At 64.9% G+C, this 21272-nt stretch carries 18 protein-coding genes and 2 tRNA genes; 8 read left to right on the top strand and 12 right to left on the bottom strand.

Features of this window, described 5'->3' with window-relative positions:
- The first annotated feature begins 236 nt into the window (after positions 1 to 236).
- From clpX to AC0L2J_RS19905, 5 genes are all read left to right on the top strand, one after another.
- Positions 237 to 1508 carry an ATP-dependent Clp protease ATP-binding subunit ClpX gene (gene clpX, locus AC0L2J_RS19885; protein ID WP_007603503.1) on the top strand — a complete coding sequence of 424 codons (1272 nt, stop codon included), beginning with the start codon at positions 237 to 239 and terminating at the stop codon, positions 1506 to 1508.
- A gap of 321 nt (positions 1509 to 1829) precedes the next feature.
- Entirely contained in the window at positions 1830 to 4253 is a 2424-nt protein-coding gene (gene lon / locus AC0L2J_RS19890) for an endopeptidase La (RefSeq protein ID WP_007611004.1), read from the top strand.
- A 73-nt stretch (positions 4254 to 4326) separates the two neighbouring features.
- A complete protein-coding gene (locus AC0L2J_RS19895) occupies positions 4327 to 4731 on the top strand; it encodes a GFA family protein (protein ID WP_473248064.1) in 405 nt (134 codons plus the stop codon).
- 63 nt (positions 4732 to 4794) lie between these two features.
- Positions 4795 to 4871, top strand: a tRNA-Val gene (locus tag AC0L2J_RS19900).
- 128 nt (positions 4872 to 4999) lie between these two features.
- Positions 5000 to 5860: a class I SAM-dependent methyltransferase gene (locus tag AC0L2J_RS19905; RefSeq protein WP_473393367.1), complete on the top strand. Its 861-nt coding sequence runs from the start codon at positions 5000 to 5002 to the stop codon at positions 5858 to 5860.
- 122 nt (positions 5861 to 5982) lie between these two features.
- Here AC0L2J_RS19905 and AC0L2J_RS19910 read toward each other — a convergent pair whose 3' ends face one another.
- The 6 genes from AC0L2J_RS19910 to AC0L2J_RS19935 all read right to left on the bottom strand — a co-directional run bounded on the left by AC0L2J_RS19910 (position 5983) and on the right by AC0L2J_RS19935 (position 13174).
- On the bottom strand, positions 5983 to 6948 hold the full coding sequence (locus AC0L2J_RS19910; protein WP_473393371.1) for a cation diffusion facilitator family transporter: 966 nt from the start codon (positions 6946 to 6948) through the stop codon (positions 5983 to 5985).
- A gap of 2 nt (positions 6949 to 6950) precedes the next feature.
- A complete protein-coding gene (locus tag AC0L2J_RS19915) occupies positions 6951 to 10169 on the bottom strand; it encodes an efflux RND transporter permease subunit (RefSeq protein WP_473393375.1) in 3219 nt (1072 codons plus the stop codon).
- Entirely contained in the window at positions 10162 to 11139 is a 978-nt protein-coding gene (gene ihpB, locus AC0L2J_RS19920) for a divalent metal ion exporter adaptor subunit IhpB (protein WP_473247952.1), read from the bottom strand. The genes AC0L2J_RS19915 and ihpB overlap by 8 nt, the downstream gene beginning before the upstream one ends.
- Complete coding sequence (gene ihpA, locus AC0L2J_RS19925; protein ID WP_473393379.1) at positions 11136 to 12410, bottom strand: divalent metal ion exporter subunit IhpA; 1275 nt, start codon at positions 12408 to 12410, stop codon at positions 11136 to 11138. Before ihpA ends, ihpB begins: the two co-directional genes overlap by 4 nt.
- A 56-nt stretch (positions 12411 to 12466) precedes the next feature.
- The gene (locus AC0L2J_RS19930; protein WP_473393383.1) at positions 12467 to 12829 is read right to left on the bottom strand and encodes a hypothetical protein; all 363 of its coding nucleotides are present in this window, start codon (positions 12827 to 12829) and stop codon (positions 12467 to 12469) included.
- A gap of 120 nt (positions 12830 to 12949) precedes the next feature.
- On the bottom strand, positions 12950 to 13174 hold the full coding sequence (locus tag AC0L2J_RS19935) for a hypothetical protein (RefSeq protein WP_473247949.1): 225 nt from the start codon (positions 13172 to 13174) through the stop codon (positions 12950 to 12952).
- Positions 13175 to 13524: 350 nt separating this feature from the next.
- Here AC0L2J_RS19935 and AC0L2J_RS19940 point away from each other — a divergent pair, with 350 nt between their 5' ends.
- The gene (locus AC0L2J_RS19940; RefSeq protein WP_473393387.1) at positions 13525 to 14418 is read left to right on the top strand and encodes a hypothetical protein; all 894 of its coding nucleotides are present in this window, start codon (positions 13525 to 13527) and stop codon (positions 14416 to 14418) included.
- A 53-nt stretch (positions 14419 to 14471) separates the two neighbouring features.
- On the opposite strand, the gene pepT is transcribed toward AC0L2J_RS19940, so the two are convergent.
- From pepT to AC0L2J_RS19960, 4 genes are all read right to left on the bottom strand, one after another.
- Entirely contained in the window at positions 14472 to 15722 is a 1251-nt protein-coding gene (gene pepT, locus AC0L2J_RS19945) for a peptidase T (protein WP_473393390.1), read from the bottom strand.
- A gap of 102 nt (positions 15723 to 15824) precedes the next feature.
- Positions 15825 to 16139 (bottom strand): HU family DNA-binding protein, encoded by a 315-nt coding sequence (locus AC0L2J_RS19950; protein WP_007610993.1) that lies wholly within the window; start codon positions 16137 to 16139, stop codon positions 15825 to 15827.
- Positions 16140 to 16333: 194 nt separating this feature from the next.
- Positions 16334 to 16410, bottom strand: a tRNA-Asp gene (locus AC0L2J_RS19955).
- Between the two features lie 161 nt (positions 16411 to 16571).
- Complete coding sequence (locus AC0L2J_RS19960) at positions 16572 to 16775, bottom strand: hypothetical protein (RefSeq protein ID WP_007603528.1); 204 nt, start codon at positions 16773 to 16775, stop codon at positions 16572 to 16574.
- A 257-nt stretch (positions 16776 to 17032) separates the two neighbouring features.
- Between AC0L2J_RS19960 and AC0L2J_RS19965 the strand changes: the two genes are divergently transcribed.
- Positions 17033 to 17944, top strand: a complete 912-nt coding sequence (locus AC0L2J_RS19965) for an alpha/beta fold hydrolase (RefSeq protein ID WP_473393393.1) — start codon at positions 17033 to 17035, stop codon at positions 17942 to 17944.
- Here the strand turns inward: AC0L2J_RS19965 and AC0L2J_RS19970 are convergent.
- Both AC0L2J_RS19970 and AC0L2J_RS19975 read right to left on the bottom strand, forming a co-directional pair.
- Positions 17941 to 19233, bottom strand: coding sequence for a spinster family MFS transporter (locus AC0L2J_RS19970; RefSeq protein WP_473393397.1), 1293 nt, complete (start codon positions 19231 to 19233; stop codon positions 17941 to 17943). The two genes, AC0L2J_RS19965 and AC0L2J_RS19970, sit on opposite strands and share 4 nt — an antisense overlap.
- 61 nt (positions 19234 to 19294) lie before the next feature.
- The gene (locus AC0L2J_RS19975; RefSeq protein WP_473393400.1) at positions 19295 to 20485 is read right to left on the bottom strand and encodes a Rieske 2Fe-2S domain-containing protein; all 1191 of its coding nucleotides are present in this window, start codon (positions 20483 to 20485) and stop codon (positions 19295 to 19297) included.
- A 181-nt stretch (positions 20486 to 20666) separates the two neighbouring features.
- On the opposite strand from AC0L2J_RS19975, the gene AC0L2J_RS19980 reads away from it, so the two are divergent.
- Positions 20667 to 21179 (top strand): MarR family winged helix-turn-helix transcriptional regulator, encoded by a 513-nt coding sequence (locus AC0L2J_RS19980; RefSeq protein WP_473393403.1) that lies wholly within the window; start codon positions 20667 to 20669, stop codon positions 21177 to 21179.
- Positions 21180 to 21272 lie beyond the last annotated feature (93 nt).

The following is a 21272-nucleotide window of genomic DNA, read 5'->3' on the forward strand; positions in this document are numbered from 1 at the left end:
TGTCACGGGTAGCCGGCGCCCCCCGATTAGCGAATTCTTGATAGTCGGGTGACAGCATGGTTCGCTACGACTGATCGGCTATGATCGCGGAGAATCGAGTGACCGTGATTCGCACGGCATGCAACGCGTAGGGTCTTTTTTGGTACGGAATTTGCTCTATTTGAAGGACTGTACCGGCTGTCGTGCCGGAATAGGGCGATCGAGCGGACGGGATCGAACCGCGGACGGAGACATGAATGAGTAAGGTCGGCACGAGCGACTCCAAGAACACGCTGTATTGCTCGTTCTGCGGCAAGAGCCAGCACGAAGTTCGCAAACTGATCGCGGGTCCCACGGTCTTCATTTGCGACGAGTGCGTAGAGCTCTGCATGGACATCATTCGCGAGGAGAACAAATCCTCGCTGGTGAAGTCGCGCGACGGGATTCCGACGCCGAAGGAAATCTGCAAGGTGCTGGACGATTACGTGATCGGTCAGAACCATGCGAAGAAGGTCCTCTCGGTCGCGGTGCACAACCACTACAAGCGCCTCAACCACCAGACCAAGCACAACGACGTCGAGCTTGCGAAGTCGAACATCCTGCTGATCGGTCCGACCGGCTCGGGCAAGACGCTGCTCGCGCAGACGCTCGCCCGCATCCTGGACGTGCCGTTCACGATGGCGGATGCGACGACGCTGACCGAAGCCGGCTATGTCGGCGAGGACGTCGAGAACATCATCCTGAAGCTGCTCCAGGCCGCCGACTACAATGTCGAACGTGCCCAGCGCGGCATCGTCTATATCGACGAAATCGACAAGATCAGCCGCAAGTCCGACAATCCCTCGATCACGCGCGACGTGTCGGGTGAGGGCGTGCAGCAGGCGCTGCTCAAGATCATGGAAGGCACGGTGGCTTCGGTCCCGCCGCAAGGCGGGCGCAAGCATCCGCAGCAGGAATTCCTGCAGGTGGACACCACCAACATCCTGTTCATCTGCGGTGGTGCGTTCTCGGGCCTCGAAAAGATCATCTCGGCACGCGGACGTTCGACCTCGATCGGTTTCGCCGCTCAGGTGCTCGCGCCGGAAGACCGCCGTACCGGCGAAATCTTCCGTCATGTCGAGCCGGAGGATCTCCTGAAGTACGGCCTGATCCCGGAATTCGTCGGCCGTCTGCCCGTCGTGGCGACGCTGGAGGATCTGGACGAGGCTTCGCTCAAGAAGATCCTGGTCGAGCCGAAGAACGCGCTGGTGAAGCAGTACCAGCGGCTGTTCGAGATGGAGAACATCGAGCTGACCTTCGCCGACGAGGCGCTTGGCGCGGTGGCCCGTAGGGCGATCGAGCGCAAGACCGGAGCGCGCGGGCTGCGTTCGATCCTCGAGGCGATCCTGCTCGAGACCATGTTCGACCTGCCGGGCCTCGAAGGTGTGGAAGAAGTCGTGATTTCCCGCGAAGTCGTGGAAGGAACGGCGCGTCCGCTCTACATCTACGCCGATCGGTCCGATCGCGCCGTCGAGAACGCCAGCGCCTGATTTCGGCGCTGGAACGCTCCAATCGTCTCCTCAAGCAAGGGCTGCGGAAAGTATCTCCGCAGCCGGTGTTGCGTCGCTTATTTGCGTGCGTAAGCGCCTGATGGCGCGCGTCTTCAATGACTTGACACCCCCCGGGTCGATAGCCACCTAATGTCGGCGGCGAGCAAAAATTCTCTTCAAGATTCGCCTCAGTTCCGATCCGGCAGGCCGGTCCAACCTCAAAAGGACCGACCGGTTTTGTGGATCACCTCGGCACCTTGTGGCGGTTGCGCATGAGCATGGCGGGCTGCGTGCAAGGGGGCAAAGCAAAAGGAAAAGGCCATGACCAATCCAAAACCCAGGCCAACCATCGTCCATGGCGAAACGCACGCCTATCCCGTGCTGCCCCTGCGCGACATCGTCGTCTTCCCGCACATGATCGTTCCGCTCTTCGTCGGCCGCGAGAAGTCGATCCGCGCGCTCGAAGAGGTGATGAAGAACGACGCGCTGATCATGCTCGCGACCCAGAAGAACGCGTCTGACGATGATCCGGCACCCGATTCCATTTACGAGACCGGTACGCTTGCGAGCGTGCTCCAGCTCTTGAAGCTTCCCGACGGCACCGTGAAGGTGCTGGTCGAAGGGCTCGAGCGGGCGCGCGTGCAGAAGTACACCGATCGCGCCGACTATTACGAAGCGACCGCGGTTGCGCTCGCCGACACCGATGCGAAGTCGGTCGAGGCCGAGGCCATGGCGCGCTCGGTCGTGTCCGACTTCGAGAGCTATGTGAAGCTCAACAAGAAGATCTCGGCCGAAGTCGTCGGCGTCGTGCAGGCGATCACCGATTTCGCCAAGCTCGCCGACACCGTCGCCTCGCATCTCGCCGTCAAGATCGCGGATCGCCAGGGCATCCTGGAGACGCTGTCGGTCACGCAGCGCCTGGAGAAGGTGCTGGGCCTGATGGAGAGCGAGATCTCGGTGCTCCAGGTCGAGAAGCGCATCCGCTCGCGCGTCAAGCGCCAGATGGAGAAGACCCAGCGCGAGTACTATCTCAACGAGCAGATGAAGGCGATCCAGAAGGAGCTCGGCGACGACGACGGTCGCGACGAGCTCGCTGATCTCGAAGAGAAGATCTCCAAGACCAAGCTCTCCAAGGAAGCGCGCGAGAAGGCGCAGCATGAATTGAAGAAGCTGCGCCAGATGTCGCCGATGTCCGCGGAAGCGACCGTCGTGCGCAACTATCTGGATTGGCTGCTGTCGATTCCGTGGAACAAGAAGTCCAAGGTGAAGAAGGATCTGGAAGCCGCGCAGGCGGTGCTGGACGCCGATCACTACGGGCTGGAAAAGGTCAAGGACCGCATCGTCGAGTATCTCGCCGTGCAGTCGCGCGCCAACAAGCTCACGGGCCCGATCCTGTGCCTCGTCGGCCCCCCCGGTGTCGGCAAGACCTCGCTCGGCAAGTCGATCGCGAAGGCGACGGGGCGCGAATTCGTGCGCGTCTCGCTCGGTGGCGTGCGTGACGAGGCCGAGATCCGCGGTCATCGCCGCACCTATATCGGCTCGATGCCCGGCAAGATCATCCAGTCGATGCGGAAGGCGAAGTCGTCCAATCCGCTGTTCCTGCTGGACGAGATCGACAAGATGGGCGCCGATTTCCGCGGCGATCCGTCCTCGGCGCTGCTCGAGGTCCTCGACCCCGAGCAGAACGCGACCTTCAACGACCACTATCTCGAAGTCGACTACGATCTGTCCAACGTGATGTTCATCACGACCGCGAATACGCTCAATATTCCCGGGCCGCTGATGGACCGCATGGAGATCATCCGGATCGCTGGCTACACCGAGAACGAGAAGGTCGAGATCGCGCGCAAGCACCTGATCCCGAACGCGGTGTCCAAGCACGGCCTGGATTCCAAAGAGTTCTCGATCGACGACGACGCGCTGCTGCTTCTGATCCGCCGCTACACCCGCGAAGCGGGCGTACGCAATTTGGAGCGTGAGCTCTCCACACTCGCCCGCAAGGCGGTGAAGGAGCTGATGATCTCCAAGAAGAAGTCGGTCAAGGTCACCGAGAAGACTCTGGAAGAGCTGCTCGGCGTGCCGAAGTACCGCTACGGCGAGATCGAGAGCGAGCCGCAGGTCGGTATCGTCACCGGCCTTGCCTGGACCGATGTCGGCGGCGAGCTGCTGACGATCGAAGGCGTCATGATGCCCGGCAAGGGCAAGATGACGGTCACGGGCAATCTGCGTGACGTGATGAAGGAATCGATCTCGGCGGCGGCGTCCTACGTCCGCTCGCGCGCGATCGTCTACGGCATCGAGCCGCCGCTGTTCGACCGCCGCGACATCCACGTGCACGTGCCGGAAGGCGCGACGCCGAAGGACGGTCCGTCGGCGGGCGTGGCGATGGCCACCGCGATCATCTCGGTCATGACCGGCATCCCGGTCCGCCACGATGTCGCGATGACCGGCGAGATCACGCTGCGCGGCCGCGTGCTGCCGATCGGCGGCCTGAAGGAGAAGCTGCTGGCTGCTGCCCGCGGCGGTATCAAGACGGTGCTGATCCCCGAGGACAACGCCAAGGATCTCACGGAGATTTCCGATGCGATCAAGGGCGGCATGGAGATCATCCCGGTCTCGCGCCTCGACGACGTCGTCGCCAAGGCGCTGGTCAAGAAGCCGGTGCCGATCGTCTGGGAAGAGGACACCAAGGTGACGGTGAAGCCGGACGGCGACGAAGCCGCCGGCGGCCTGACCGCTCACTGAGATCGCAGCTCGAAAAGATGATAAAACGGCGCCTTCGGGCGCCGTTTTTGTTGTGGGGCAGCGGATGACGACAATGCACATCGACGGGCAATGCCATTGCGGCGCGATCACCTTTGAAGCGGAGATCGATCCCGAGACGGTGTCGGTCTGCCATTGCCGGGACTGCCAGACCCTAACGGGATCGCCGTTCCGGGTGACGGCGATCTGCACCAAGACCGACGTCAAGCTGACCGCCGGCACGCCCAGGATCTACGGCAAGCGCGGCGACAACGGTCGGATGCGCTTCCAGCATTTTTGCGCCGACTGCGGTTCCCCGCTGTTCACGAGCGGCGAGGGCGACCAGGAGGACGATTGGGGCATTCGCTGGGGCAGCATCCGCCAGCGCGACAAATTGCGGCCCCTCAGGCAGATCTGGTGCCAGTCGGCGGCGGTGTGGATCGACGCGGTGCCGCTGCTGCCGGGGCGGCCGGGGGATTGAGGCCCAGGAATTGGCGTTCCGCGCTTGCCCGTTCGGGGCAGGTGGGGATAAAGAAGCGGCGAGGGGCGGTTAGCTCAGCTGGTTAGAGCATCTCGTTTACACCGAGAGGGTCGGGAGTTCGAATCTCTCACCGCCCACCAGCCTTTGCTCGCTTCGCGAGCTTCGGCTCGGCGAGCCAGCCTCACACGTTATTAGCGCGAAGCGAACGAAGGCTGCCGCGCCGAAGCCGATAGGCGCAGGCGGGCGATACCGAGCCACAGAGGCCCTGATGCAACAGCCAAGCGGACACGAACAAAACGCCGATCAGATCGCTTACTGGAATGGCCCCAGCGGGCAGCGCTGGGCCGATCGCCATGCGGCGCAGGAAAGGCTGCTTGGACCCATTGCCGATGTGCTGATCGACCGCGCCAGGCTGACGCCGGGAGAGCGAGTCCTCGACGTCGGCTGCGGCTCCGGCGCGACGACGTTCGCGTTCGCGAAGGCTGTCGCGCCTGATGGTTTCGCGCTCGGGCTTGACGTCTCCGAGCCGATGCTGTCGCAGGCGCGTGCGTTTGCGCCAAAAGGCCTGCCGCTCGATTTCGTGCTGGCGGATGCGACGGTGCATGCATTCGAGCCGGCGAGTTTTGACTTGCTGACCTCGCGGTTCGGCGTGATGTTCTTCGCCGATCCCATCGCGTCCTTCACCAATCTCCGCCGCGCGCTGAAGCCGACGGGCCGACTGGCGTTTGCCTGCTGGCGCGAGCCGAAGGAAAATCCCTGGATGATGGCGCCGTTGATGGCGGTCTACAAACATGTGCCCAAGATGCCGCCGGTCGGGCCGGAGGAGCCAGGCCCGTTCGCCTTCGCCTCCGAAGAGCGCGTGACGCGCATCCTGAAAGGCGCGGGCTTTGTCGATATCGCGATGGAGCCGCACAATCTCGCGATGGATGTCGCGATCGGCGGCGGCCTCGATGCCGCGGTCGAGGGCTCGCTCCAGATCGGCCCGGCCAGCCGCGCGCTGCAGGGCCATCCTCCGGAAACATATGCCGCGGCAAAAGCCTCGATCCGCGAGATGCTGAAGCCGTTCCTGAAGGGGCAGTCGGTGGCGTTGCAGGGCGCGATCTGGATCGTGACGGCGAAGGCGGCGTAGGCACGCCTCTCTCCACCGTCATTGCGAGGAGCTCTTGCGACGAAGCAATCCAGACCGTGTCCGCGGAGGCAGTCTGGATTGCTTCGCCGCGCTCGCAATGACGAGTGTTGGACTGGCGAATCCTACACCACGTCATCCGGCGCCAGCGCGCAGCCGTTGTCCGGATGGGTCTCGACCTGAAGGGTGGTGTGGCCGATGCGGTGGGAACTCTTCAGCATCTGCGCCGTCTCCATCAGGAATGCATCGCCGGCGCCGGTGGGCATGACGAGGTGGCAGGTCAGCGCCGTCTCGGTGGTCGAGATCGGCCAGACGTGGAGATCGTGGATCGCGGACACACCGGGACGTGCCAGCAGGAACACCCTGATCGCAGCAATGTCGGTGCCCCTGGGCGCAGCCGCCATCGACATGTCGATGGAGCCGCGCAGCAGGCTGGTGGTGCTCCAGAGAATGGTGGCGCAGATGACGAGGCTGGTGACGGGATCGAGCCAGAGCCAGCCGGTCCAGATGATCAGCGCCGCCGAAACCACGACGCCGAGCGAGACCGCGGCGTCGGCCGCCATGTGCAGATAGGCCCCTTCGATGTTGATGTCGTCCTTGCGTCCGCGCGCGAACAGCATGGCGGTAAAACCGTTGACGAGGATGCCGATGCCGGCGACCACCATCACGGTGATGCCGGCGACCGGCTCCGGCTCGCGCAGGCGCAAAAACGCTTCCCAGCCGATCGCGCCGGTTGCGACCAGCAGGAACACCGCGTTCGCCAGCGCTGCCAGAATCGTGGAGGCACGCAGGCCATAGGTGAAGCGGCCGCTGGGCGCGCGCCGCGCGGCGATCGATGCGCACCAGGCCACGACCAGGCCGAGCACGTCGCTTAGATTGTGGCCTGCGTCCGCGAGCAGGGCGGTGGAGTTGCCGATATAGCCGTAGACGGCCTCGGCCACGACCAGCGCGGTGTTGAGCGAGATGCCGATCGCGAACGCCTTGCCGAAACTGGCGGGCGCATGGACGTGCGCGTGGCCAGGACCATGATCGTGATCATGGCCGTGGCTATGATCATCGTGGTGATGGCCGTGATGTTCGTGGCTGCCCACCTCTACCGCTCCCCGGAAGCTGCCAAATCAGGCGCCATTGTAGGCGTTTCGGCGGCCCCGTCACGGCGGAACAGCACGTAGAGCGCCGGCAGCACCAGCAGCGTCAGCACGGTCGAGGAGATGATGCCGCCGATCACCACGGTTGCAAGCGGCCGCTGCACCTCGGCGCCGGCCCCGGTGGCAAGGGCCATCGGCACGAAGCCGAGGGACGCCACCAGCGCCGTCATCAGTACCGGACGCAGGCGTGTCAGCGCGCCCTCGCGCACCGCGTCGGCAACGGGATGGCCCTCGCTGCGCAGCCGCTCGATGAAGGCGATGATCACAAGCCCGTTGAGCACGGCCACGCCCGACAGCGCGATGAAGCCGACACCGGCGCTGATGGATAAGGGAATGCCGCGCAGCAGCAGCGCCATGACTCCGCCGGTCAGCGCCAGCGGCACGCCGGAGAACACGAGCGCCGCATCCGCCGCCGATCCCATGCCCATGAACAGCAGCAGGAACACCAGCAGCAGCGCCACCGGCACCACAAGCGTCAGCCGCTTGGTGGCGGAGACCAATTGCTCGAACTGCCCGCCCCAGCCGATCCAGTAGCCCGGCGGCAGCTTGACCTTCTCCGCCACGGCCGCCTCCGCCTCGGTGACGAAGGAGCCGAGATCGCGCGCGCGGACATTGGCGGTGACGACGATGCGCCGCTTGCCGTTCTCGCGGCTGATCTGGTTCGGGCCGGGCGTCGCATCGACGGTGGCAACCGACGACAGCGGCACATAGCGCATCAGGGCGAGAGGGGAGCCGGACAGTGCCGTCCGGATCGGCACGCCGGCTGTGGCTTCCTCACCCGGTGGCAGCGGGATCGGGATCGCCCTGATGGCTTCGAGATTGCCGCGCAGATGTTCCGGCAGGCGCACGACGATGTCGAAGCGGCGATCGCCCTCGAACAGCTTGCCGGCCGACTTGCCGCCCACCGCGATCTCGACGATGCCCTGCACCTCGCTGATGCTGAGCCCGTACCGGGCGAGTGCCTGGCGGTCGAGCCGAACGGTGAGGATCGGCAGGCCCGAGACCTGCTCGATCTTGACGTCGCTGGCGCCGCGGATGCCGCGGATCGCGGCCTCGACCTGTTTTGCCGCGCCTTGTAGGATATCGAGGTCGTCGCCGAAGATCTTGACGCCGACATCGCTGCGGACGCCGGAGATCAGCTCGTTGACACGGAACTGGATCGGCTGGGAGATTTCATAGGCGCTGCCGGGGATGTCGTCGGCGGCACGGTCGATCGCCTCGATCACGTCCGACTTGGACCTGCCCGGGTCGGGCCATTCGGCGCGCGGCTTCAGCATGATGTAGCCGTCGGTCTGTGCCGGAGACATCGGGTCGGTTGCGATCTCCGCGGTGCCGATGCGGGTGAAGAACTCCTTCACCTCCGGAATCTGCTTGATGCGCTTTTCGAGCGCCTTTTGCAGGTCCAGCGACTGGGTCAGGCTGGTGCCGAGAATCCGGATCGAGGCCAGCGCGACATCGCCTTCGTCCAGGCTCGGAATGAACTCACCGCCCATGCGCGCGGCGGCAACGCAGCTTGCGACCACGATGATGGCGGCCATGATTGCGACGCCGAGGCGATGGTCGATCGCAAGCCGGAGCAGGGGCAGGTAGGCGCGCTTCGCCAGCCGCATGAACAGGTTTTCGTGTTCCGACACCTTGCCGGTGACGAAGATCGCGACCGCCGCCGGCACGAAGGTGATGGAGAACAGCACCGCGGCGCCCAGCGCCATCAGCACCGTCAGCGCCATCGGCGTGAACATCTTGCCTTCGACCCCGGTCAGCGTCAGCACCGGCAGATAGACCACCGCGATGATCAGCGTTCCGAACAGGCTCGGCTTGATCACCTCGCGCGACCCACGCCGGATCGCGCGCAGCCGTTCAGAGATCGTGAGCAGGCCGCCGTTCTCGCGCTGGGCCTCGGCCAGCATGCGCAGGCAGTTCTCGACGATGATCACGGCGCCGTCGACGATGATGCCGAAATCGATCGCGCCCAGGCTCATCAGGTTTGCGCTGACCTTGGTCTCGACCATGCCGGTGACCGTCATGGCCATGGACAGCGGAATGACGCAGGCCACCACGAGCGCGGCGCGAATGTTGCCGAGGATCAGGAACAGCACCGCGACGACCAGGGCCGCGCCTTCCAGCAGGTTATTCTCGACCGTGCGGATGGTGGCTTCGACCAGATCGGTGCGGTCGTAGACGGTCCGCGTCACGACGCCGTCGGGCAGCGATTTGGCGATCTCCTCGAGCCGGGCCGCGACACGGCGCGCCACGGTGCGGCTGTTCTCGCCGATCAACAGCATAGCCGTGCCGAGCACGGTTTCCTCGCCATCGCGCGTCGCGGCTCCCGTGCGCAGGTCGCGGCCTTCGGTGACGGTCGCGATATCCCTGATCCTGACGGGATTGCCGCCGCGCGAGCCGATGACGATGTCCCTGATTTCGCCGACATTGCCGACCTGGCCCGGCGAGCGAACCAGATATTGCTCGCCGTTGCGCTCGATATAGCCGGCGCCGACATTGGCGTTGTTGGCGGCGAGCGCCGTCATGACGTCGCGAAAGCCGAGCCGGTAGGCCATCAGCTTGCCGGGATCGGGGAGCACGTGGAATTGCCGCTCGAAGCCGCCGATGGTGTTGACCTCGATCACCCCCGGCACGTTGCGAAGCTGCGGCTTGATGATCCAGTCCTGCACGGTGCGCAAATCGGTCAGCGAGTAGTCGTGGCCGCCTTGGGTCTTCGCGCCCGGCTTGGCCTCGACGGTGTACATGAAGATTTCGCCGAGCCCGGTCGAGACCGGTCCCATCGCGACCTCGACACCGGCCGGAAGCTGGTCCTTTACTTGCTGGATCCGTTCGCCGACGAGCTGGCGGGCAAAATAGATGTCGGTGCCGTCCTTGAAGACGACCGTCACCTGGCTCAGGCCGTAGCGCGACAGCGAGCGGGTGTAGTCGAGCTTGGGCAGCCCGCCCATGGCGGTCTCGACGGGAAAGGTGATGCGCTGCTCGGTTTCCAGCGGCGAATAGCCGGGGGCGCGGGTGTTGATCTGGACCTGGACGTTGGTGATGTCAGGCACGGCGTCGATCGGAAGCCCCTGGAAATTCCAGGCTCCGAAAGCGACGGCGCCGAGCGCGAGCAGCAGGACCAGCCAGCGCTGCTGCAGCGAGACCGCGATGAGACGCTCAATCATGCTCGGCCTCGCCCTTGCCCATCTCCGCCTTCACGACGAAGCTGTTTTCCGCGACGTAATGCTCCCCGGCCGATAGACCGGCCCTGATCTCGACATGGCGCGGATCGGAATCGCCTGTTTCAACGGGGCGCGCCTCGATCTTGTCGCCATCCTCGCGGACGAACACGATGGTCCTGTTCTCCAGCGTCTGGATCGCGCTTTTGCGCACGGCGACCGCGACGTCGCGCGCGGCGAGGATCAGCCGTGCCGTGACGAACAGGCCGGGACGCAAGCGCCCGTCGGGATTTGGCAGCACCACGCGCGCCAGCGCGGTCTGGGTCTCGCTCGAGCCGATCGGGGCCATGTAGGAGATGGTGCCCTTGATCTCGCCGCGGCCGTCGTCGGGATCGATCAGCACCTCGTCGTTGAGGCGGACGCGCCGCAGATCTTGGCGATAGATCGACAGATCGACCCAGATGGTGGTGAGGTCGGCGATGACGAAGGCCGGCTTCTGCTCGGAGGCGTATTCGCCGAGCGAGATCTGCCGTTCGATGACGGTGCCGGCAAGCGGCGCCTTGAGCTCGTAGACGGTGAGGCTCTGGTTGCTCTCGATCGCGGCGAGCAGATCGTCCTTGCCGACCTTGTCGCCGATGCGCTTCTGGATCGATTTGGCGACGCCGGGAAAGCGCGGCGTCACCTGCACCACGGCTTCCTGGTTGGCGCGCAGGATGCCGTTGAAGGCGAGCGTGTCGGTCAGCGTGACGCTCGCGGCTTCCGCCAACGTCACGCCGGCGGCTGCGAGCTTGACGTCGGAGATGCGGATCCGGTCGGCGCCGTGCTCGTCCTGCTCGACATGGTCGTTCGGCTTCTCCGGCTTCTTGTCCGCGGCGTGTTCGGCATGCTCGACCCTTGTTGGAGCCAGCAGGGAATAGCCATAAGCGCCGAGCGCAGCGGCAACGAATGCGACGAGGATGGTGGAGGACGTCTTCATCGTGCGCTCTCCCGCGCCAGCGTGAAGGGATTGCCGACGAGGCCTTCGATGGTCGCCACCCCCGCGTGGAAATTCTGCAGCGCCTCCTGCTCGCGCAGCCGCGCCTGGGTGACACTGGCCTGGGCATCGAGCACTTCGAGCAGGCTGAAGCGGCCCTGGCCGTAGCCTTGAGCGATCGCGTCCGAGGCTTCGGTGGCCTTGGGAATGGCGCTCTCGCGCAGCACCGCGAGCTCGCGCAGCGAGCCCTGGAGCGAGTCGTAGGCGCGGCCGGCCACCACGATCAGCGTGTTGCGGTTGGCCTCGCGCTCGGCCTTGGTCTTGGCGAGGCTTTCCTGCGCCGAAAGGATATTGCCCTGGTTCTGGTCGAACACGGGGATCGGCACCGAGACCGTGAGGCGCGCCGCGTCGTCATTGGTCTCGTTGAAATGGCGCCAGCCGGCGGCGATCCGCACGTCGGGATAGGGCCGCAGCCGCGCCAGCAACAGCTCGGCGTTGCGCTGGGCATAGATCGCGGTCCAGCGCACCAGCTGCGGATTGGCATCGATCGCGGCCACGACCGACTGGAACGTCGGGGGCCGTCCCATGGCGTCGAGCCGTCCGGAGACCTCGCCGAATTTCGGTGCCGCGTCGCCCATCAAGACCGCAAGCTCGCGCCGGGCGCTCGCCAGCGTCGCCTTGAAGCGCTCGCGGTCGGCCTTCACGAGGGCGGATGCCACTTCCGCACGGCCGGTCTCGGCCGGCGAGGAGGCACCGGCCTCGACGCGTCGGCGCAAAAGCGGCGTCAGCCGGTCGATGGCGGTGATCTGCTCGTCGAGGATCTGGATGCGCCGCTGCGCGCCGAGCACGCTGAGGAAGGCGATCGCGGTCTCTGACAGCACCTCCAGCCTGACGGCTTTGCGCTGGATCGCGGCGACCTCGATGCCGGCGACGCCCGCTGCGATCCGCGCGTCGCGCTTGCCGAACAGCTCGAAGGCCTGGCTGATCTGGAGCGTGGTCTCGGCCGATCGCGTGCCGCGATAGATGCCGGACCCGAACGAATTGTCCTGTTCGTAGGTCAGTTCCGGATTGAGAAGCGCACCTGCCTGGATGCGCTGGCCCGTGGCGATGCCGACATCGCGCTCCGCCGCGGTCAGCCGCGGACTCGTGGCCAGCGCGCGCGAGAGCGCGCTCCGCATCGTCAGAGTCTGGGCGTGAGATGGCGCAAGCACCGATCCGGCAATCAGACACACTGCCGCGCACGCCAGGCGCGCGGCCATTCCCCTGCAAAACATGAAACCGACCTGTAAATGATGACCGAATGGACGCGCGTGGCGCCCGACCAATCCGTTCAGGCCATATGTTTGGGAGGCGGGGAGTCGGGATCGGGAACAATGCCGGCGAGCCGGGGTGCGCGTTGCGGGCGCGATGCGGAGACGAGCCCGATCGATGCGGCCGGTGGCGACGGCTGCGCCACCGTCACCGAGAAGCAGCCATGGCAATGGTGCCCGCCGACGGCCTTGTGGTCGTTGTGATCTGTGGAGCCGTCAAGGACCGCGCTGATCTCCGAGCCGCCACCCGGCGTGGTGACGTCGATGTCGTGCAGGCCATGCAGAGCGCCCGCGAGCAGGTAGACAACCGCGATCAGCACAGCCAGCAGCCCGCGCCAGTTGCGCGGCCGGCAAGATCCTGAGGGCTGGCGGTTGGCGAGCACGATGTCACTCTGGTTGCGGTCTGCGCCCGGCCTAGCATGAGGGCCGGAACAGTGTCGACCCGCAACATTGTTGCGTCCCTGGAACAATTGCCGCAGTGGGAGCGGAGACGCCAGCTCTTCTCATTGGCGTGTGATCAAGCTCAGCCGAGCATCGGCTGCTGCTCCGCCTGCCACGTTCGCCACATCGTCGGCTTCGACTGTGACGACGGCGCGACAGCCGGCTTCCATGGCTCGTTCCAGCCATTTGATGGCTTCATCGATCCACTGGTCGTGGTGTTCGGGATCGGCGATCGCCTTTTCCCGGAATGCATCTGCCTGATGAAGGCACGCGGTTCTGCGATCCACGCGGCTCTCCCAATCCGGAGGTTCCGCCCCGATCGCATCCTTGATGATCGGAGAGCCGGCGTCGTTAACATAGGACAGGAACCGCCGCCCAAAAAGAAAGCCCCAGCCGGGACTGACCGACTGGGGCTTTCGTGCTCACAAATTTCGTCCTTGGGACTTGGACAGATAATTCGCAGCGCGCCGGTTCGTTCCCGCGCCTCGGTCAGTTTGGAACGTTCTTTCTTCGTTGTGATTAGCGACGAGGAGAAATTGAGGAGGACGGACCATGGACGGATTGATTTATCTCATCGGCTTGATCGTGGTGGTCATGGCGATCTTGTCGTTCTTCGGCCTGCGCTGAGAGAGCAGCGATGACGATGGAAACTCTCATACGGGAAGAGATCATGGAAGGCGGCGGCGCCGCTGCCGACGACCGGCGCACCATCCAGTGGAGCTCGGTCATCGCAGGCGCGTTGGCTGCCGGCGCAATGTCGTTCATCCTGGTCGGCTTTGGAGTCGCCGTCGGCCTGGGCGTCAGTTCAGCCTCGCCGACATGGCGCGATGCATCGGCGGCGCTGGCTTTGCTGTCGGGGCTGTATCTGATCATCCAGGCGATTATCAGCTTCGGCTTCGGCGGCTATGTCGCCGGCCGGACAACGCGACCAGCCCCGGCGGTCACAACGATCGAAGACGACGGCGAACGGCGGGACGGGCTGCATGGCCTCATGTCCTGGGCGCTCGCCGTGCTGCTTGGTGCCGCTCTGCTCGCGATGCTCGGCGCAGCTGCGATTGATCGTTCGCCGATGCGCAGTTCGGCCAGCAGTACCTCCGCCGCCGAGCCTCTGCTGAGCTACGAGCTGGACAAGCTGTTTCGCGCGCCGCGGCGGCCCCCTAACACGGACCTCAGGGAAGCCCGGGCCGAAGCCGGACGCGTCCTGATGACGTCGTCGAGCCACAGCGGCGTCAGCACCGATGACCGGGCCTACCTCGTGCAGCAGGTGGCTGCGCTGACGGGCCTCGCGGCGCCCGACTCGGAACGACGGGTCGATGCGGCGATTACGGATTCAAAGACGGCGATCCACCGGGCGCGTCGTAACTCCATCATCGTCGCCTTCTCCGTTGCGGCCGCAACCCTGATCGGCGCTGCGGTGGCCTGGGCTGCGGCGGTTGCCGGCGGGCGGCACCGGGATGGAGAGCCGCTGCCGAACTGGATGGCAAGCTCGAACCGGTTCCATCGCTCTCCGCGCGCGATGCCGGTGCCTTGACATGCAGGACGATGGCCGGGAGCGATCCCGGCCATGTTGCTTTGACGAGAGGCCTAGGCCTTCTCCTCCCAGATCATGGCGAGGTGGACGATCGTCTGCACCGCCTTCTCCATGTCCTGCCGACTGACCCATTCCAGACGCGAATGAAACGCGTGCTCGCCGGCGAAGATGTTGGGGCAGGGCAGGCCCATGAAGGACAGGCGGGAGCCGTCGGTGCCGCCGCGGATCGCGGTGCGCATCGGACGCAGGCCGGCGCGGCGGATCGCTTCGATGGCGTATTCGAGGATGTGCGGGTGACGATCGATCACCTGCTTCATGTTGCGGTACTGCTCCCGCACCTCGAACGTGTAGGTCGAGCGCGGATAATCCTTCATCACGTCCTTGACGATGGTCTCGAGCAGGATCTCCTTCTCCTTCAGCCCTTCCTCGGTGAAGTCGCGCACGATGAACGAAAGCGTCGCATGCTCCAGCGCACCCTCGATGCCGATCGGATGCAGAAAGCCCTGCTTGCCTGATGTCGTCTCGGGCGAGCAGCCTTCCCTCGGCAGGCGCTCGACGATCGCGGCGGCGATCTTGATCGCGTGCTCCATCTTGCCCTTGGCATAGCCGGGGTGCGCGCTGACGCCGTTGATGGTGATGGTGGCGCCGTCGGCCGAGAAGGTCTCGTCCTCGACGCAGCCCGCGCTCTCGCCGTCCATGGTGTAGCCGAAATCGGCGCCCAGCTTCTTGATGTCGACATTGTCGACGCCGCGGCCGATCTCCTCGTCGGGCGTGAACAGGATCTTGATGGTGCCGTGCTTCACTTGCGGGTTGTTGATGAAGAAATGCGCGGCATCCATGATCTCGGCGACGCCGGCCTTGTTGTCGGCACCGAGCAGTGTGGTGCCGTCGGTGGTGATGATGTCGTTGCCGATCTGGTTCTTCAGCGCCGGATGCTCGGCGAAGCGGATCACCTGGCTGGTGTCGCCTGGGAGGGTGATGTCGCCGCCGCGATAGTTCTTCACCATCTGCGGCTTGACGTCGTTGCCGGTGACGTCGGGCGAAGTGTCCATGTGCGAGCAGAAGCAGATCACCGGGACCTTCTTGGTCGTGTTCGCCGGGATCGTTCCGTAGACGTACCCGTAATCGTCGAGATGCGCGTCCGCGACGCCCATCTCCCTGAGCTCGGCGGCGAGCACGCGGCCGAGGTCCTTCTGTTTCTCCGTCGAGGGCGAGCTCGGGGATTCCGGATCGGACTGGGTGTCGATGGTGACGTAGCGCAGGAAGCGCTCGGTCACGGTATGCGAAAAGGTGAGGGAGGACATTTCTGGTCAAACCGCCGGGTCAGGGGAGAGAGGCGGTATACCAGAAAAGCAGGGCGCGGTGAGGCCGGAGGACGCTGATCAGGCTTAACGAAACGTGAGGGGTCAGATCGCCTCTTTCAGCTCCTTGACCGGGCGGAAGGCGACCTTCTTGCTGGCCTTGATGTGGATGGGCTCCCCGGTGGCGGGATTGCGGCCGGTGCGGGCGGCGCGCTTGCGGACCTGGAGGATTCCAAGCCCGACGATCCGGACGCGGTCGCCCTTCTTCAGGTGCTTGGTGATCAGGTCGACCATGTCGGTCAGAACGGCCTCGGCGCGCTTCTTCGACAGGTCCTGGCTTTCCGCGATGTCGGCGGCGAGGTGCTTGAGCGTGATGGTGGCCGGAGCGGCAGCCTTCTTCGCGGAATCCTTCTTAGCCATATCTGGCCTCCTTAATCACAGGGGCCCCGGAAAAAACCGCTAAAGCGTGGGGATCCCTCCAAGTCCTGGAAGGCCTAGACGATTCGGGCTTGGGCTGACTATGGCGCGAATTCTCGACGGATGCCGGCAATCGCCGTCACAGCCGCGAAAGGCGTGTAGAAGTTTGTTCTAAGGCTATGAAGGAATTGCCAAAATGGCGCGAGAGACGGGGCTCGAACCCGCGACCTCCGGCGTGACAGGCCGGCGCTCTAACCAACTGAGCTACTCCCGCGTGGTTCGCTGAAAGCGCGCGGAACGAGGGGGGACTTAAAGGCGGGGCTGGGTGAAGTCAAGGATGTTGCGCTTCACCGGCAGGTCTCGGCTAAGCATTGCTCTGGAAAACGAAAAAAGGCCGCCAGGCGGCGGCCTTTGTCAGCCCGGAGCGGGGCGGTATCAGCGGATCTCCGACGTCCCGGCGCTGGTCACGACGACCGGCTTGCCGGCCTTGATGACGTGGGCGGACTGGGCGGTCTGGCTGTAATCGGCATTGGTGCGTGCTGCGATCCCGAAGGCGGCCACCGTAATTCCGGCTACCAGCGCCACCACCACGATCTTCAGGTGGGTCGCACGATCAGCAGAGTGGATGGAGTGGTTCATGTGAGCCTCCCGACGGGCTTTGCCGCCGTCTATGGCTCTTCTTGTAAGGACGGTCTGTTTCCGGATGGTTTCGCGGGTTCCGCAAAACGGTTTCATCCGGCCGTTTGTCTGGTTTCGCCTGCGGGCGGCGGGAGCGCCTCAAGCGATCTTACCTGGCGCGTAATCGCGGAGGTGATCCCGCCTTGTCATGATCGTTTTCATCGGCCGAGACCGATGGGCCGACAGATCCGCAAGAGTATCGGCAAGGGAGAAGCGCCATGAACCGTCGAACCGTCCTCGAAGCCACGTTGTTTGGGACCGCCTTCGCGGCAGCGTCTGGTGTCAGCGCGCCAGTGGCAGCAGCGGCCCAGCGGAATGAACGGCCGTCCTTTGTGACGGCCAGGGACAGCACAAAACTCTTCGTGCAGGATTGGGGCAGCGGCCGACCGGTGCTGCTGCTTTCGGCCTGGACGTTCAACGCCAGCACGTGGGGCAGCCAGATTGCCGCCCTCAACGCAAATGGCTTCCGCTGTGTTGCACCCGATCGGCGCGGGCATGGCCGGTCCGAGATGCCGTCCGCGGGTTATGACCTGGACACGCTGACCGACGACGTCGCCGCGTTGATCGAGGCGCGTGACCTGCGCGACGTGACACTGGTCGGCTTCTCGATGGGGACGGCCGAGGCGGTAAACTATCTCGGACGATACGGATCGGACCGGATCGCAAGGGTGGTGCTGGTTGCGCCGACGACGCCATTCCTGATCAAGACCGAAGACAATCCGGATGCGGTGCCGAAGGCGATGATCGAGGCCGACAACGCGGCCATCGCGCGCGACTTCCCCAAATGGATTGCGGCGAACGAAGCGCCGTTCTTCACTGCCGAGACACCCGAGATCACGCGGACCTGGATCCGCGAGATGATGCTGAGCGTGCCGTTGCCGGTGGCGCTGGCCTGCCGCAAGGCCATCGCCTTCGCGGATCTCCGCGCGGCAGCCGCCAAGATCGATCGCCCGACGCTGATCGTTCATGGCGACAAGGATGCCAGCGCGCCGCTGCCGTTGACCGGTGCAAAGACCGCAAAACTAATCAAGGGGAGCAAGCTGACCGTCTACGAAGGCGGCCCGCATCCGCTGCCGCTGACGCACAGCGACCGCCTGATCGCGGACATGCTGGCGTTCATGGGCGCCTAGCTCGCTCGCTTGATGTCGGTGCGGATGGTTCGCGCCGCCCAGACGAACAGGAGCGCCCCCAGCGTGGTCGTGACCGCCGCCGAGAGCAGGGAATAGCGCACGGCGTCGGCGCCGTAAGCGCCCTTCAGGGCATCGTTGGCCACGCCCACGGCGAGCGGACCAACGCCCTGGCCGAAGCAGGTCGCGGTGAGCGCGATCAGGGCGGAGGCCAGCGCCCGCATGCTCGGTTTGGCGACCGTCTGCGCGATCGCGAAGATCGGTCCGAGGTGGAAGCCGACCAGGAACGAGGTCAGCGCCAGCATGGCCACCATCATCGCAAAGTCCTGCGTCAGCATGCAGAGCGCGAACACCGGCCCGGCAAGGCCCGAGGTGATCGCGGGGGCCCACAGCTTCCAGCGGTCGTCGCGGCGGCTGATCTGCGCTACGACGAAGCCGCCGAGCAGGGTGCCGGCCATGCCGGCGAGGCCCTTGAAGGTGCCGGCATAGGTGCCGATCTCGGCGCTCGACAGATGGTGCACGCGCGCCAGGAACGGCGGGATCCAGGCCGCGGTCGCGTAGTTCGTGTAAGTGGTGAGACAGAAGCCGATCAACACGATGATGAAGCTCTGCTGCGAGGCCAGGAAGCGCAGCGTCGGCCCGAGCGGCTCGGGCACGAAATTCTCCTGCATGGCGCCGCGCTTCGGCTCGGAGATCGTCAGCCACAGGACAATAGCGAGCAGGATGCCGGGCAGGCCCGCGACGTAGAACGCCATCCGCCAGCCATAGTGCTGGTTGACGTAGCCGCCGACGAAATAGCCGAGGAAGACGCCGAGATAGGTACCGACGGCGTAGATCCCGAGCGCGCGCGGACGCTCATTCTTGGCGAAGAGATCAGCGACGATCGATTGCGAGGCGGGCGAGCCCGCGGACTCGCCGATGCCGACGCCGATCCTCGCCAGCGCCAGCGAAGTGACGCTCGAAGCGGCGCCGCACAACGCCGTCATCGCGCTCCAGAACGCGAACGCAGCGGCGACGATGTTGCGCCGGTTGAGCCGGTCGGCGACGCGCGCGATGGGAATGCCGAGCAGGGAGTAGAACAGCGCGAAGCCGAAGCCCGCGAGCAAGCCCATCATGGTGTCGCTGAGCTGGAACTCCTTCTTGATCGGCTCGATCAGCACGTTGAAGATCGTGCGGTCGAGGAAGTTCAGCGCGTAGATGATCGTGAGCAGGCCCAGCACATAATAGCGCCGCGGCGAGGGCTTTGCCGTGGCGGCCGTTTGCACCGACATTTGTGACGTCACATCGACCATCGCTTTCCCCCAATTAGTCTTTGTTATCGTTGTCGGTCCAGCCCTGACTGGAGCTGGCAGGTCAGCCTTCGCGGATGTAATTCCCCGCTTCGAATTCGACCGGAGGCGCGCTTGCATCGAACGAGATGCCGATCGGATCGCGGCCTGCTTCCATCGCCTCGAGCTGCTCGCTCAGCATGCGCCGGATCAAGAGGATGCCGCGGTCGCTCTGGCCGAAATGCTCCTCGGAATGGATGGTCTGCGGTCCCTGGCCGACCTGAGCCTCGTAGTCGCCGGGGAATTGCTGGTGCTCTTCCTCGGTCATGTCCCACCAGAACTTGCCGTTGAATTTCGAGCGCATGCGGCCGATGTCGCCGGCGCTCTTGACGCGGCCGGCGACGTAGATGCGGAACGAGGTGTCGTCGATCGGCAGTGTCCAGCCGATCGACTCGACGCGGGCGAATTGCGCCACGCGCGGGTTTGGAACGACGCGCAAGGTGGGGAGCGCCGCCTCGGTGAGGCGGTAAAACTCACGGCCGTCATCCTGCTTGCGGATCGAACGCACCGCGATCCCGCGCGGGGTCTTGTCGAACGTCACCTCCGGCATCGAGGCCATCATGTTGGTGAACTGCGGACCCGAGAACGAGCCGTGCAGCACCGGCACGTGGTAGGGGTCGACCACGTTCTCGAAATGCTGGAGCCAGTTGCAGGGGATGATCGCGGGACCACCGCCGCCGATCGAGGAATCGTCGGCCTCGACGAACTCGCCGTCGTCCATGGTCTCCAAACATTCATAGGCCGGCAGCACCGGGCGTTTCTCGGCTGGGCCCATATAGGCGAAGATCAGCCCGTAGCGTTCCTCGACCGGATACCAGGGCTGGCGCACCTTGTCCTTGAACTGGCCGCCATCGGGCTCGCAGGGCTGCTCCAGGCAATGACCTTCGGTGTCGAACTTCCAGCCGTGATAGCAGCAGCGGATGCCGTCCTCCTCGACCTTGCCATAATAGAGCGTGGTGCCGCGGTGGCAGCAGCGGGCGTGCAGCAGGCCGGCGCGGCCGTGCTTATCGCGGAACAGCACCAGGTCCTCGCCCAGCGCGCGAACCTTCTTTGGGGTATCGGTGGCGTCGCTGATGAGCCCGACCGGATGCCAGTAACGTCGCAGCAGTTCGCCCATCGGCGTGCCGCGCACGACCGAGGTGAGCTCGGTGCGGGTGTGCGCGGGCTTCATCGCATAGGCCGTGCCGAGATCGCGATCCCGCTGGGTGATGGTCATGCTGATCCTCCCGCTGTCGGCCGTACTGGCAGGCCTTTTTTTGATGCCTTGTACCCAGTGAAGAGTGGATCGATGACAATGTCAACGATATTCCTAATGCCTCTCAATCGCATTTGACTGGGCGGCGAGCGGAGACCGCCCTGGGCTTGGCAGGCCTCGGCTTTCTTGGCAGAGGTGGATCATGAGCCAGACCGAGAGCAGGGGCGGGCCGTCGGCCGAGACGGACGCGAGCGATCCGCCGGCGCCGATCACCGTGATGCTGTCGTCGCGGCTGATGGTGCTGGCCAATTTGCTCAAGCGCGGCGCCATCCTGCGCTACAAGCGTCTCGCCGGATTGTCCTCCGTCGAGTTCGGCCTGGTCGCCTCGCTCGGCCGGCGGCCGCCGATGAGCGTGGCGCGGCTTGCCGAAGCCGTCGGCCAGGACAAGGGGCAGATCAGCCGCGCGCTTGCGGAACTCGTATCGCGCAAGCTGATCGCGAAATCAGCCAACCCGAAGGACAGCCGCGAGGTGCTGGTCTCGCTGACCGCAACGGGCCTTGCGGCGCATGATGCGATCGTCGCCGGAGCGCAGGAGCGCAATCGGCGTTTGCGCGAACATCTGAGCGAAGCCGAGTTCGAGATGCTGCTGCATCAGGTCGATCAGCTGACGGCGATCGCCGCCGAGATGCTTGAGAGCGAGAAGATTTCGCGCTGACGTTTCTGCGATCCCGGAACATGTTGGATCGCGTCCAAGACCCTTTCCAAGACTCTTTCTAAGACTCCTTCTAAGAGGCTTTCAATTAGGGAA

Source organism: Bradyrhizobium sp. MV1.5 (genome assembly GCF_055807615.1).